This window comes from Bradyrhizobium symbiodeficiens, assembly GCF_002266465.3.
Classification (GTDB): domain Bacteria; phylum Pseudomonadota; class Alphaproteobacteria; order Rhizobiales; family Xanthobacteraceae; genus Bradyrhizobium; species Bradyrhizobium symbiodeficiens.
The window spans coordinates 538,300-551,195 of the sequence record NZ_CP029427.2 but is presented as its reverse complement, the minus strand read 5'-3'; the positions used below and the strand labels follow the sequence as shown (position 1 = coordinate 551,195).

At 56.7% G+C, this 12,896-nt stretch carries 9 protein-coding genes; 2 read left to right on the top strand and 7 right to left on the bottom strand.

The window, feature by feature from the left end:
- Window positions 1-526: 526 nt before the first annotated feature.
- Window positions 527-1,288, bottom strand: coding sequence for a sterol desaturase family protein (locus tag CIT39_RS02545; RefSeq protein ID WP_094973617.1), 762 nt, complete (start codon window positions 1,286-1,288; stop codon window positions 527-529).
- 60 nt (window positions 1,289-1,348) lie between these two features.
- On the opposite strand from CIT39_RS02545, the gene CIT39_RS02540 reads away from it, so the two are divergent.
- Window positions 1,349-1,636 carry a hypothetical protein gene (locus CIT39_RS02540; RefSeq protein WP_244607506.1) on the top strand — a complete coding sequence of 96 codons (288 nt, stop codon included), beginning with the start codon at window positions 1,349-1,351 and terminating at the stop codon, window positions 1,634-1,636.
- Window positions 1,637-1,755: 119 nt separating this feature from the next.
- Here CIT39_RS02540 and CIT39_RS02535 read toward each other — a convergent pair whose 3' ends face one another.
- Window positions 1,756-5,154 carry a TM0106 family RecB-like putative nuclease gene (locus CIT39_RS02535; RefSeq protein ID WP_094973618.1) on the bottom strand — a complete coding sequence of 1,133 codons (3,399 nt, stop codon included), beginning with the start codon at window positions 5,152-5,154 and terminating at the stop codon, window positions 1,756-1,758.
- A gap of 352 nt (window positions 5,155-5,506) precedes the next feature.
- Here CIT39_RS02535 and CIT39_RS02530 point away from each other — a divergent pair, with 352 nt between their 5' ends.
- A complete protein-coding gene (locus CIT39_RS02530; RefSeq protein WP_244607645.1) occupies window positions 5,507-6,370 on the top strand; it encodes an HNH endonuclease in 864 nt (287 codons plus the stop codon).
- A gap of 118 nt (window positions 6,371-6,488) precedes the next feature.
- On the opposite strand, the gene CIT39_RS02525 is transcribed toward CIT39_RS02530, so the two are convergent.
- From CIT39_RS02525 to CIT39_RS02505, 5 genes are all read right to left on the bottom strand, one after another.
- Window positions 6,489-7,334 carry a hypothetical protein gene (locus tag CIT39_RS02525; RefSeq protein ID WP_334273067.1) on the bottom strand — a complete coding sequence of 282 codons (846 nt, stop codon included), beginning with the start codon at window positions 7,332-7,334 and terminating at the stop codon, window positions 6,489-6,491.
- Window positions 7,335-7,536: 202 nt separating this feature from the next.
- The gene (locus CIT39_RS02520; RefSeq protein WP_094973621.1) at window positions 7,537-10,119 is read right to left on the bottom strand and encodes a DEAD/DEAH box helicase; all 2,583 of its coding nucleotides are present in this window, start codon (window positions 10,117-10,119) and stop codon (window positions 7,537-7,539) included.
- The gene (locus CIT39_RS02515; protein ID WP_148667351.1) at window positions 10,116-11,132 is read right to left on the bottom strand and encodes an ATP-binding protein; all 1,017 of its coding nucleotides are present in this window, start codon (window positions 11,130-11,132) and stop codon (window positions 10,116-10,118) included. The genes CIT39_RS02520 and CIT39_RS02515 overlap by 4 nt, the downstream gene beginning before the upstream one ends.
- Window positions 11,133-11,429: 297 nt before the next feature.
- Window positions 11,430-12,245: a DUF2182 domain-containing protein gene (locus CIT39_RS02510; protein ID WP_094973623.1), complete on the bottom strand. Its 816-nt coding sequence runs from the start codon at window positions 12,243-12,245 to the stop codon at window positions 11,430-11,432.
- Window positions 12,245-12,871: a DUF1326 domain-containing protein gene (locus CIT39_RS02505; RefSeq protein ID WP_094973624.1), complete on the bottom strand. Its 627-nt coding sequence runs from the start codon at window positions 12,869-12,871 to the stop codon at window positions 12,245-12,247. Before CIT39_RS02505 ends, CIT39_RS02510 begins: the two co-directional genes overlap by 1 nt.
- Window positions 12,872-12,896 lie beyond the last annotated feature (25 nt).

Here is a 12,896-nt window from a genome sequence, read left to right as displayed (position 1 = left end):
GCTCGCTGGCGCGTCGATATCAAGGCGTAATTTCCTTGGTCGCATCGCTCGAAGATGCCCTGCTCTAAGCCTGTATCGCGCTCACACCCGACAGCCGATACCTGAGTGCACACCGCTTGGGCAACTCGCACCAGGGCTACCGTCGAACCAACGGGAGCTGCTGTTTCTCGTGTCGTGGTAACGTGTGAACGGTGAGCGGAGTTTTCAGGCCACGATCTCGAGGTCTTGCTTTTGGTATACCCACGGCAACAATTGGTCGATATCGCGATTGGGATGACCGCTGGCGATCAAGGATCGTCGGTCAGGTCGCCGAGGGGATCGACGTCGTTCAATTTACAAGTTTCGGTCCGTGAGGCGATGGTGCCCAATGCTCGGCATCACCGTCCGATCTCACGCGCCACCGATGTTTGATCCTCGGCTTCCCCGAACCGAAACCTGCGCGTTTGATGCTGTACGGGTAGCGCCCAGCTGTTCGCCAGCCTCGACTAAATAACACATGGTGCCACCACCGCGCGGCGCGGCAGGGTCAAATACCAATGAAAAGTCGGATCGGCGGTACAGATTCCCCAATGCCAAAACGTAAAGGCTTTTGGACCGTGTCGGGGTCAACATAAGTTCCGAACAGGTGATCCCAGATCGGAAATAGTGCGGCTAAATTGCTGTTATAATGGTCCGGATTATCACTGTGATGAATATGATGGTAACGAGGCGTTACGATGAACCATTCAAGCCATCGGTTGCCCCACCATCGGTTGAAGTGCATGAAATCATTCTGCGCAGTGTTCTTTAAGATAATGGCCCAAAAAATCCACCACGGGGAGAACGCGAGAAACGCTCCAGCCGCGATGTATGGTAGATTGACCAACGTCACCTGCGTGACCGAAGCGCGGACGCCGGCTAACCAATACATGTATGTAGGCGCGTGATGCCACTTGTGAGTACGCCAGAAGTGACGTGTGTGCATGAGTCTGTGCACCCAGTAATGCCCAAGATCGCCGATCAGGAGGTAGAGCACCACGCGGATCGCCAGCGGCAATTCCATGACTAAGCGCGGGAGCTCTGGCTCATACGCAATCCAGCGATTTAAAAAATTTGAAATTGGAAAAACGCCGAAACCAATCACGAAAGTAACGAGGATATCTCTCGGTAGCACCTCGCGATAAGACACAACATGAGCTGGGTTGCGTTTCTCCAATAACGTCAACACGACCAGCCTAAACGCAAACAGTGCTAAGGCGACCAGAACTACTTTCGGGAAAAATACACGGACTATGTCCCAAAAAACCATCGCCGCACCTTCAAAGCAATTTTCAAAAATATTTCTAGATGGTAGCCAGCCTTGGTGAGGATGACAACCAAGGAAATTCGCCGGCGTAAGTGCAATTTTCCCGTTAAGAAAAGAAGCTCAGGCTTGCAGTCAGCAGAGTTTATTATCGAGGCCCGCGGACTTACCGCTTCATCAGATGTAACTGACTCTCCGCTTTCCCTCTTCCACCCAATACTAGTTATCTCCGACGCCGACCTGATGCAGTCAGCGGGTATGATGACTCTGCGCAATGCCTTCGAGCTGACTGCCGCAGAATCTCAGCTCGCAGACTTCCTGCAGCAGCCGAAAGGCAATGACCCGTTGATGTAGTGACTTTCATGGCGGGACTCTTCCGATGTGTTCGCATACCCATTGTTATGGAAGAAGTCGGCCGGTGGCCGATCCGGCCCGGCTCGCTAACCTGCCCGGGGGCGGTCGCAAGCTCGCAGCTAAAGCGGACGAGCCAACTCAAGATACCGGCAGAACGCGTTCGCCAATTGCATCTGGCGGGGCGTTCGGCATTCGACCTCGAACAGACGAGGACTGGCCACCAAAACACAGATGCATCTCGCCCGCGAAGTCGCCACGTTCAGCCGGTTGGCGCTGTAGAGAAACTCCATTCCCCGCGGGGCGTCGGCATGAGACGAGGTCGTCATCGAATAAATCACGAGAGGCGCCTCCTGTCCCTGAAACTTGTCGACGGTACCGATACGCGCGCCCGGCAACCGCTCCTGAAGCTCAAAGACCTGCGCGTTGTAGGGGGCGATGATCAGAATGTCTTCTAGCCGAATTGCCGCTTCTGTCCCTGAAGCGTCAACCCAACTCGCGTTGCTACTCAAAATCTCATCAACGAGTCTCTTGATCTCGTCTGCTTCTTCTGGCGACGAATTCTGGTTGCCGACATGCTGGACGGCAAGATGCCGAAGGCCCACCCCGTTCACTCGGCTCGTCGACCTAACCTCCTGCCGCTCCAGTCCCGTACGTGAGCGAAGTCGACCTTCATAAAAGAGCTCCGACGTGAAAGCGCAGATGTCGGGGTGTAAACGCCAGGTTTCTCCGAGAAAGAGTCCGCGGTCAGCCTCGATCGTTGCGTGTTCGCCCAGGACATGGTCAAGCGTGGACGTAGCGACGCCGTCCGGATGGCTGCCCTGTATCGGCTGCTCAAGCTGTCTAGGGTCGCCCAGGAGGACAATGCTCTCGGCCGCCTGCGATACGGCCAAGACGCTCGCCAATGACATTTGCGCGGCTTCGTCAACGAACAGAACATCCAAAATGCCCGTCGCATCCGGCCGGGCCCAAAACCAGCTGGTAGCACCGCCAACCTGGCAACCATTGCTAAGCCCGTCGATGAAGTCCGGGTTGTTCGTCGTTTGTTGAAATCCAGGCACAGAGACCGGCTGATCCTTGACCTTCTGAATGCACTGAATTGGAAGACTTTGCTCGGCAGCGGCCTCCAGGGATTTATCGAGTAAGTGGCGAATGACCTTATGGCTGTTGGCTGTAATGCCGACCGTCCGCCCATCACGCACAAGCGCGCAGATCATGCGCGCACCGGCGTGAGTTTTACCGGCGCCCGGCGGGCCCTGCACTGGCAAAACGCTCTGATCAAGCGAGACAGCGGCACGCATTGCGGTCGCTAGCGGTGGCTCGCCAGGTTGCTCTAACATCTGCCCGGAAAGACGTGGAGCCACTTTGAGCAGCAAGTCGCGAGCAGCCCGATATACACCCGGCCCGACGATCCCGTTGTCTGCGACATACTCGCCAATGCGGAACACCGATTCTGCGAGAACCTGATTGTCAATGAACTTATGAGCGAAGACTGCTTCGGGATGAAAATCTTCTGTGTTTTGGCGCTTCTTGATGTCGATGGTTCTGTCGTCATCCGACATGGCCACGACGCTGCCAAGCTTGTCGCCGCCTACGCTCCTCAAATCGTCGTCGGGGCGAACATCAGTCTCCTGAACCGTGAAGCCGTACCGGTGAATGGGTGCCTTCGCTGTGCCTCCAACGAGACCGAGAAAGGTCAGCCCTCCCAGTCCTGCGCGCTCATATAGGAGATCCTCGGCCGATAAATCGCTCAGCCGGAAATACTCCCACCACACCGCCTTGTTCTCGCGGCCGAAGAAGTCGATCAAGTGAGCAAGCAACCAGCGCGCCTGCTGCTCATCGCTGCGTTCGGCAACATCGTCCGGAACGTCGCCGGTCAACCGCGCTACAAGTCCAGCAACCCGGCGCTTCCAGCCGCTGAGGCCCTCGCTTATCTCGGCAGCCTTCGGCTGCGGCCGATCGATCCTCTCCCCCTGCGCGATCAGCCCGCCCCGTACCCCTTCAAGCCAGTCCCGCAAGGCGCGCGTCGAGGCACAATCGTCGCGGTTGTATCCGACGATGGCCGCCTGATCGCCGGCATCAATTGCATTGGCATCGGCCAGTTCGAGGCAGGCCTGCACCCGTGCCATGGCGCCGCCGACATCAATCAGCGGGACGGCGCGGTCAAACCGGTACAACGGCTCGAGCTTCTTGATCGAATAACTTTCGACGCTGGCTCGAATGCCCTGTCGGACGACGGCGTACAGGTCGACAAACACGCCCGCCCGAAGGAGATTGTCGACCTCGTCCTCTCGCGTAGCGTATCGCCCCATCAATCGTTTCAGCGCGGCCGGCTCATAAGGCGCGTAGTGATAGACGTGCAAGCCGGGATGGGTGGTCAGCCGCTCCGTCACGAAGTCAATGAAACGCTCGAACGCCACCCGTTCTTGCTGCCGTGTCGTCACCCAGTCGCCGACATAAACGTCTGTGCCGTCGTCCTTGGCATAGAGGTAGCCGAACAGGAACTCGAGCCCGCCGCCGTCCACGAATGGATCGCCTTCGAAATCGAAAAAGATGTCGCCGGGGGAAGGCTCGGGCAGCCGGAATAGGCCAAATTCCGGTACCAGCGGCAACGGCTCGTAAAGCACCTCGCCCGCAACACGCCCCTCCACCTGGAGCCTCGCCTGCTCGCGAACCTTCTCGTAGCTTGACGAAGTGCCTCGATCGGGTCGCCACTGCAGCGGGATCGGCAGGGTCGCAAGTGCGGCCATTGTACCCGCACCTTGCCGCACCAGCTCTTCAATCTGAGTCTTGGCTATCCCCGCGACGAGCGACAGGTGATCGTCGGCCCGCCGCTTGGAAGCACAGGGCTCGCGCCATCGGCAGACCTCGCAGTGCTCGATCGGGTCGGGATAGAGTCCATCATGCAGGGGTGACGCCGCAAAGGTCTCCAGGCTTTGCTTGATCCGGCGGTAGAACGCCGCAAAATCAGCCACGCGGTAGGCCTCAGGCAGATACTCCGTGCCGGGCGTCACAACGTGGGCCGCCTCCGGGACCTTCTGCTGTGTGATCGCCAATAGATCCGAGTAGAGGCTCAGCTGCAGAACCGTGTTGCCCTTGGTCTCGCGGGCCAACTTGGTGTCGGTGACCTCGTAGGACCAGGCGCCCAAACCGCTTGGTGCCTCGACCCGCCGCAGCACGTCGGCGCGACCGCTCCAATGCCCATTCCGTAACGCCGCCTGAACAATTGCCGCATCGCCGCGCACCATCGCTTGCCGCGTTTGGTCAACCGAGACATCATCGACGCCGACGCCGGCGATAACTGTGACGGCCCCACCCTCCTTGGCCAGGTAATCGACGAAACTCTGCTCATGAGCCTTGCCGCGCTGCACCAGGGCATCGAGGGTCGGGTCATCGCGGATTTTTGGCTTGGCCAGTTCGCCCCGGGCAACCTTAAGGTCGAGGTGTGTGAGGTATCGACAATTCAGGTGTCCAACGAGGTCGCCAGCGCTGAAGACGATCACCGCACCGTTCTTTTGCATCTATCCCCCCGAGACTGCTGCCGGGACGCAATGGCCACGGCGGAGCAACGATACCGGCCTTCCGACGGGCGCAAAAGGCCTCCGGAAGTACAACACACATAGCGCGAATCGACAGCGTCGAGGTTACGCTCGTTCCCAAGGCGGAAGAGAACGCACCGCATCAATCGGTCAACAAGCTCTACTACAAGCGCCAAGACTCAATCGGAATGATGTGGAGGGCAATGAGAGCCGGGACAGAGCCGCGTGCACCGTGAAGTTTGGCTTGCGAGTAACCTTGGCAGTAGCGGTTGAATCTTGGCATAAGGGGTGTGACTACATAACGCTTTATTCCAAGGATGTTCTCGTGATCGCCATGACTGACCTTGCCGCCCTTAGACCGATAGCGAAACCCCTGGTGATCGACTTGGTCAAGGAGGCAGGCGTCGATGTGAGCGAATGGAGCGACTTCAAGGGCTCCAATCCGGCTATGAATCCAAAGTACTGCTATAATTGGTCCTTTCGTCAGCCCGACAAGGTGGTCGTTGCGCTATTCTTCCACGAAGACCTGACGATTGCCGGAGAGGACATCGTACATGACCAAAATATTCGCCTGCGCGATGGGCGATTTGGCGGCAGGGGGGCTGCACAATGGAAGAAGCGCGCGAATGAGCTCGATGATAATCTGCGGATTGCATATCGTGATGGGCTGCCAGTACGCGCGATCATCTTAGAAGGTGAGAAGCGCGATCATTTGGACGCTGAAGCGGAGTCATCCGCGGTGGAGAAACGGCGTCTTGATCCGGTACCTTGGGCTGTCACTTCATACGACGCGGCAAGTGGCCATTGCATTGTGACCCGTGGTGCTCTGCCGGCTAGATCAACCGATGCGGACGATCCAGAAATTCAAGGTTTCGAGGGCGAGGAGCGCAGGAGGTACATTCTTCACCGCAGACGCGAAGCATCTGTACGCGCAAAAAAGATCCAGGCAGCTCTCTGGGAAAACAAGGGCTTCTTGAAATGTGAGGTACCCCGCTGCGGCTTCGACTTCAAGGCAACTTACGGGGAACTTGGCAAGGAGTTTGCGCATGTCCACCACTTAAAGCCACTGAGCGAAGCTCCTGCTGAAGGACGGCCGATCAAATTGAACGAGCTTGCAATCGTTTGTGCGAACTGCCATGCGATGATCCACCGCGGTGGAGAGTGCAGACCAATGGACGCTCTGATACCAGCCCGTTGAATGCATTAAGCGCAAAGATGGCTGCTCTCGCCAAGGTCCAAGGCGCTTAGCCACTAGCTCCCACTCACGACGAGCGCTCGCCTATCAGCTGTTATGGAAGAAGTCGGCCGGTGACCGATCATTTCCCGCCTTGCGCTTCGGTAAGGCTCAAGATTGTCGCGGCGGCATCTTTAAGGGAGATAATTCGACCTGATGAATCGCCGCTCGCTCGCTTCCACAATTTGTTCGCCGCAGCTCTCAGGACTGCTCGATCCTTAAGGCCGATTGAGTAGGGGAATGCATGCCGCGCCGGTTGAGCGAATGTCAGCCGATCCGTCTCTCCATTTGCGAAACGAACTGGCCACGTGCGTTTTGTGTCGAACGTCTTTAGTATCCCATGTACGTGCCATGCTCGGCGGTACGACTCGAGATCGATTAGGTAGGCGCTTGAAGGAAGCGTTGGCCAATTGAAATAGAAATCTAATCCGCGGAATTGTAAATCAGACATCTTGTATGTGTTCGCGATAGCTTCCTTGTCTTTTTTTACGGTCGCTCTTGCTTTGGCGAGCTGTGTGCTGGTGGGCCGCTCCCTATAAAGAACAAAAAAGATACGCTGCTTGTCGAATTCAAGACTCCCGCCATCCTGCATCGCCTCGATGAGCGACTGCTTCTTATCTGACGACAGCTTTGAATTTTGTTTCCAAATTCGCTTATTTCGCGCCGCGCGCGCGGCTTCGAGATCTTGCTTCTTAATGACCCTCGACTTTCGATATAATTCGTCAAACCACTCCTTGATCGCGAGCAATTCCTTATCGTCAGAAATCAAGGTCCCCGCTTCGATTAGGCCGGCTGAGGCGGCCTCCTCTTCCGGCAACCCATTTGAGGACGCGTTTGCGGAGCTCACTATTGCGGCAGCGTTGGTCCATATTACCTTCGCATGCAGCCGGTCGTTCTGTTTCGCTCGCCGTCCAAACTGCTCGATCAAGTCCGGATCAGACTTTCCGCCCTTCAAGCAGCAGATTAAGGCCACATCCTTTCGCCTCGGATCCAGGCCCATTAAATCCAAGCCGGCAGCCCCCAGTACGAGACGGCGATTTTCAAACTTTTCTTTTGAACCAGCGCTCTGATTGCTCTTGATAGAGTCGCCCCTTCCAAAAACCTCATTGCCCCCCCTTTTGAGTACGTCTCTAGAACACGCCGTCGCTCGACTCAGCGTCCCTGATCTCGCCAGTCTCGGGGTTCCAGTATGCGTAGTGCCAGTTTTGCCCCGTTGCCTGAATTTGATCGTGCGGGATCCAGGCTCCACCCCGGTTTCCATTCTCGTAACTGTACATAAGCATAATCGCGTCTCCCAAGGGCATTAGCTGGGGCGCGATGAGAACGCGGTCTACCAAAACGCCCTGATGAAGTAGAGCAACCTCACTTCCAGGAGCGTAGATCAGGTACTCTCCATCCGCAGCTATCGGAGCACCGGTAATCGAGGGCGCTCCCGGCGCTAGCGACCCAAACCAGCTTCGAAGCCTAGATACCGTATCTGTATCGATGAAAGCGTTTGAGCCAGCGAGCTGGGCACCCTTCTCGAGCATCGCGAGGTAATCTGAAAACTCAGCATAGAGCGGCTCAGTCAACCGGAGACCGCCATATATGCTGTCGTAAATAACAATTGTGTCCGTCGCCCTCCGGGGTGCACCGTCGACATAGAACGCGATGTTGGTATATGCACAGTCGATATCATTGGGCGAGATGCTCTTCTCTCTCAGCAATAGCTGCTTAAGGCCTTCTGCCACGCTCGAGCGCGTATTTGACTGAGGCCCTGTACCCCCAAACCATGGTTCAGATATCTTGATAAGTACGCCAGTCGAGCGAAACTCCCTCTGCTTACGGGTCATACGCGGGTCTTGCGCTCTTAGATCACGATACAGAAAGCTCTTTCCTCCAATAGAAAACCCCTCGACCGACTCGTTCACCTGAACGTTTATCTCTGCGATCCCGCCGGCGGCTCCCGTAAGTAGTCGCCCCGCTACAATTTCGTCAGAGTTGAAGCTAACGTTCACAGTCTTCTTAAGGATCGGACGCGTGGGAGCCATGTTTCGCGCGGTCTCGATGCGAATCGTCCGATCGAAGGAGGATGATCGCCACTCGACAACCTTGGTCGGCCGACGAAGGTGCAGATATAGCGCTCCCGGATATGCCTCGCGAATAGCTTGGTTGAGGGCGATGTCGCCAATCAACTCGCTAAAGTCCTTGCTACCTTCCCTGATTTTGTAGCTGGCTTCTCCGACTTGACGCAGAGGATAGTTGTAGTGAGGCGAGTCAGCACCCAGCTGAGCTATATAGTCAAACTCCCTTGGACGACGCGCACCTGGACGAGCTATCTCGTACACTTTCTCGAAACTCTCAGGCCAGGATACGCCCGGCGGCAAACCCTTCGTATCGTTCCCAAGCGATTCCGATTCATCTATCAGACAACGCGCGTGAGCGAACTGAATGAAGCGATTGCTAAGATAGAGGTGCGATGGCTCTACCGAGCCCTCGTAATATTCCTGAAACGTCGTTCCGTACCGCGCGAACGCGAGTCGCGGAGCTATGACGGCGAAGCAGCCATGGGCGGCCCGCCCCACGCGTCCAAGCCGCTGCCGGAAAGCCTTTTTGGACTGAGGAACGCCGAGGTTGAGCCCAAGCCTAAATTGCGCAACATCGATGCCCAATTCCAGCGCCGAGGTAGAGATGACGCCTCTCAGCTCACCATGTCGCAGAGCGCGCTCAATTTTGGCTCGATCTTCTAGCTCGTAACCGCTGCGATACGGCAATACGTCGTCCTGATTGACGGTTCTTGCGATCCGCTCAACGCCTTGACGAGAGTTGTGAAAGGCTATGAAAGATCCTTCGGGGGTTTGTCCGTCGATCACCCGCGAGATAAGATCAGACAGAAATGACTCCGCTGGTGCGGCAGTGTCGGGGCCTTCAATGTGATATAGCGTACGCCCGAACGTTGGCGCGCCATCGTCTTCTTCACCAATCCCAACAAAAGGCCATCCGGTCAACCTTTCAAGGTGTTCGCATGGATCTGCAATCGTCGCTGTAGCCGCGATAATTTGAAGATGCCTATTTATGCCTGTTTCCTTTGAAGCGCGCCTTCTTGCCGCGAGAAATCGTCTAAGAAGGTACGCAACGTTGCTGCCAAAGACAGATTCATAAACATGCGCCTCATCCAACACGACGTATTTCGTCAAACACAGGAGACTTCTAAATGCCGGCGCCGCCACTTGTCGCATAAACCAAGCTTGCAGTACGTCTGGGGTGGCGACCAACAAGCGCGCCGATTTGACTGCGTCCGCCCGCTCGTCAGGCAGGACTTGGCCGTGCAGTTCAGCGACCGTACCCTCGGGGAGTCCAAGCTCGCGAGCGAGCTTTTTCCAACGCGCCAGCTGATCAGCTAGCAGAGCCTTGAGGGGATAAAGAACAATAGCCTTGCCATCTCCCTCTGTCAGCTCTTTCGCGATCGCGGCCTGGAATACGAGCGACTTTCCCGAAGCCGTGCCTGTTGACACAACTACATTGAGGCCATCGGCGATCGAGCCGAGAGCTAAACTCTGATGACGCCACAGTGCACCGTCAGGTCCACCGAGCTTGGCCAACCACTGCCCGATCGACCCTATACTGAAGTCCGGCGGAATGGGCAGTAGCCGTTCAGAACGAGGGGGAATTTCGATCTTCTCAACGACGCTAAACAATCCGGAAGCGATCACTTCTTCAAATCGCGACTTCATAGAAAATCCGTCTTAGCTGTAGGTCTCAAAACTTGAGAGGCAAGGGAGGGACCAAGCCTATTGGCGCCTCCAACAGCCTTCGCAAGCCTCGCGCCTTCTTGATGAAATTCGGCCAATCGTTTGGTTAGACTTGCGACTCGACCGGCGTCGATCCGCAAGATGACGGTCGTTCCGGGAACTATGCATTGAACGGTAGGGGCCTCTGATCCAACGATCCTCATACCGGCTCGTCCACTTAAGAGCGTGAACTCCCCGCCGAGAGAGCATAATCGTTGGGTCATAAACAGCCCGTAGCCACTATTCGCCCAAACATCGCTCGCCTTGCGACGACGCCAGGCTTTCGATGATATTCCAGGCAACAGAGAAAGCTTCAGGGCATCTAGGTCTGTTTCGGCGCGGAGCCTTGGATTTTCTTTCAAAGACGCAAGTATGCCGCAGCCGGAATCCGAAACTGCCAGCTCCGCACACCTATTTGCCGGCCAATACTGCGCTGAAATCGCGTAAGTTGTTGAGCCGCTGTGCTCGACGACGTTTCGCACGATCTCCCGAATCGAATAGGTCAGCGTTTTAACAACCTCTCCATCTTGCGTCTGGGTCAAGATTTGCGCGAGCTGCTGGGCGTCCTCCTCGATCAATTCCCCTACTTGCAAGAACTTATCCGAGGCGCTTGCCCGCAACTGAGAAACGTCGACCTCGCTAATAGGAACATAGGTGTTGCTACCAGCGGCCTCTGACGGCGCCTGACCGTACTCCATTCCAAAGTATTGGAAAAAGCCAACATGGGCGGCATAACCGAGGTGACGATAATTGATGGCCTGTCGTTTCGCGTCGGGGCGAGCACCGCGAAACTCACGTAGTGCATCGCCAATAACCAGCATCCATCCGGGGGTAGCGAAGGCGACTTTGCCAAAATCGAACTTGTAAATGCTCGCCTGCTCTACTGATCGAAGGTGAGCTCCAAACTCTAATGCCTTGAGGGGATCATTTTGCCACTCAGGAATTTCTATTAACAATTCATCCTCCTACCCCGACCAGAATCTGGAGCAGAAGTTCAGAAAATGGTCAATTACAAAAAAGTTTAGAGGCAGCGCAACGCAACCAGAAGGCGGCGACGTAAGTCATTTGAAATGAGCGGTTTGCCTGCAGTCCATCGTCCTCAACGTCATTCGCAAATGAGATGTTATGGAAGAAGTCGGCCATTGAGCGACGATCCAGCAACTCCCCCTGGATCGCGCTCGATTGGTCCCAGAAGCTAGGGCTCCGGCGGCTTTCGACAAGAACCGACAATCTCTCAGCGATTTTTGCGCCTCTTAACTCGGCTGCAATAGCATCCACACGCCCCCGGCGAAGAATGCGATGCCCGCCATCCGCGCGATCAGCCGGCCTGACGGGATGACCTTCTCAAGCAAAACTAGGATGGCGAGCGCGACAATCCAGAAAAGGTTCATCACGCCAAGAGCGAAGAGGAGGGCCATCAGGGCCCAGCAGCATCCGAGGCAGTAGATGCCGTGGCGAAGGCCCAGAATCAATGAGCCGGTCGCAGTTGCGCGGAAGCCGCCGCGGCTCAGGATGAATCCGAGCGGCGCCTGGCATCGGGACAAGCAAACATCCTTCAGCGGTGTCCATTGATAGAGCCCGGCCAGCATCAGCAGGATGCCGGCGACGATCTTGCTTGCGCTGGCCATCATGGGCGTGAGCAAAGCTGGGCGCTCAAGCGCCCATTGCGCCAAGGTTGCCGCGAGTGAAAAGCCGAACCACGCCAGCAAATAGCCGCTCGTAAACCATGCGGCTGGGGCAAGCGCCCGGCCTTCCGCTGCCTGGCGCCCAATACGTGCATAAACGAGGATTATCGGCGCCGCCGAGGGCGTCATCATGCCGATCATCATCGCGACCCACATGACGAATACATACGCAAATTCGATCGGCTGCCAGGGCGAAGTTGCCGGCATCATCAAGGCCTGACCGGCGGGGATCATGCGGTAGCCGGTCATATCCATTCCGCCCATCGCCATATCGTCGGCGAGCCAGACCAGGTCAGACCAGGCCAGTGCGGTAAGCACCCCGAGCGCCGCGATGATGACGGCGCGGTCGCGCTGCAAAACGGCTTCGAGAGCCGATGTGCTCATCAGGAGGTGCTTGACCAGCTTATCGGCGCGTAATGACCGTTCTTGCCGGAGTTGTCCCAACGCATGCCGTGATCAGTGAATGTGTTTCCAGGCGCGCCCACCGCAAGGGCGAGCTTGTCGGGACTAACCGGATGGCCGACGTTTGCCCACATCTCGCCACTCGGATGTGCCGTCGGCAGCGGATCAACGCTCATGTGCAGGATGCCCGGAATTTCCGCGGAGCGTGTCTTGCCTTTGATGCCATAGGTGATCGGGACCTTCTTCACGCCGATCGTCTTCGCAATCAGTGGCGCGAAATGCGCCATGGGTCCCCCCACCGCTCCGGTGAAAATGGCGCCCAATGCCTCTGTCTGCTTTTCGTTGGCTCGCTCGTCAATGTAGGCGGCGACAGACCAGTTGCCGTCCGCCATCGGGCCGGGGGTATGGACTGCGAGCGCCACGTTCAGGCCGTCCAGCGCAGTGCTCTCATAGCTTCCCTTGTCGATATGAAAGAGCAGCGCGACGTCGCATACGCCTTCGGTCGGCTTCGACGTCAGCGGGGCGGATTTCGATACAAGGCAGGGACAGACCACGGTGCAGTTGCAGTTCTCGAAATAATCTCCGGATAACTGCCAGGTAGGTGCCATTATCGCCTCCTTTGAAAGGATACTG

What these genes read in the sequence shown, in the direction of transcription:
- CIT39_RS02540 (WP_244607506.1), top strand. Translation starts at nt 1,349, where the DNA reads ATGACAACCAAGGAAATTCGCCGGCGTAAGTGCAATTTTCCCGTTAAG.
- CIT39_RS02530 (WP_244607645.1), top strand. Translation starts at nt 5,507, where the DNA reads ATGACTGACCTTGCCGCCCTTAGACCGATAGCGAAACCCCTGGTGATC.
- CIT39_RS02535 (WP_094973618.1), bottom strand. Translation starts at nt 5,154, where the DNA reads ATGCAAAAGAACGGTGCGGTGATCGTCTTCAGCGCTGGCGACCTCGTT.
- CIT39_RS02545 (WP_094973617.1), bottom strand. Translation starts at nt 1,288, where the DNA reads ATGGTTTTTTGGGACATAGTCCGTGTATTTTTCCCGAAAGTAGTTCTG.
- CIT39_RS02510 (WP_094973623.1), bottom strand. Translation starts at nt 12,245, where the DNA reads ATGAGCACATCGGCTCTCGAAGCCGTTTTGCAGCGCGACCGCGCCGTC.
- CIT39_RS02505 (WP_094973624.1), bottom strand. Translation starts at nt 12,871, where the DNA reads ATGGCACCTACCTGGCAGTTATCCGGAGATTATTTCGAGAACTGCAAC.
- CIT39_RS02520 (WP_094973621.1), bottom strand. Translation starts at nt 10,119, where the DNA reads ATGAAGTCGCGATTTGAAGAAGTGATCGCTTCCGGATTGTTTAGCGTC.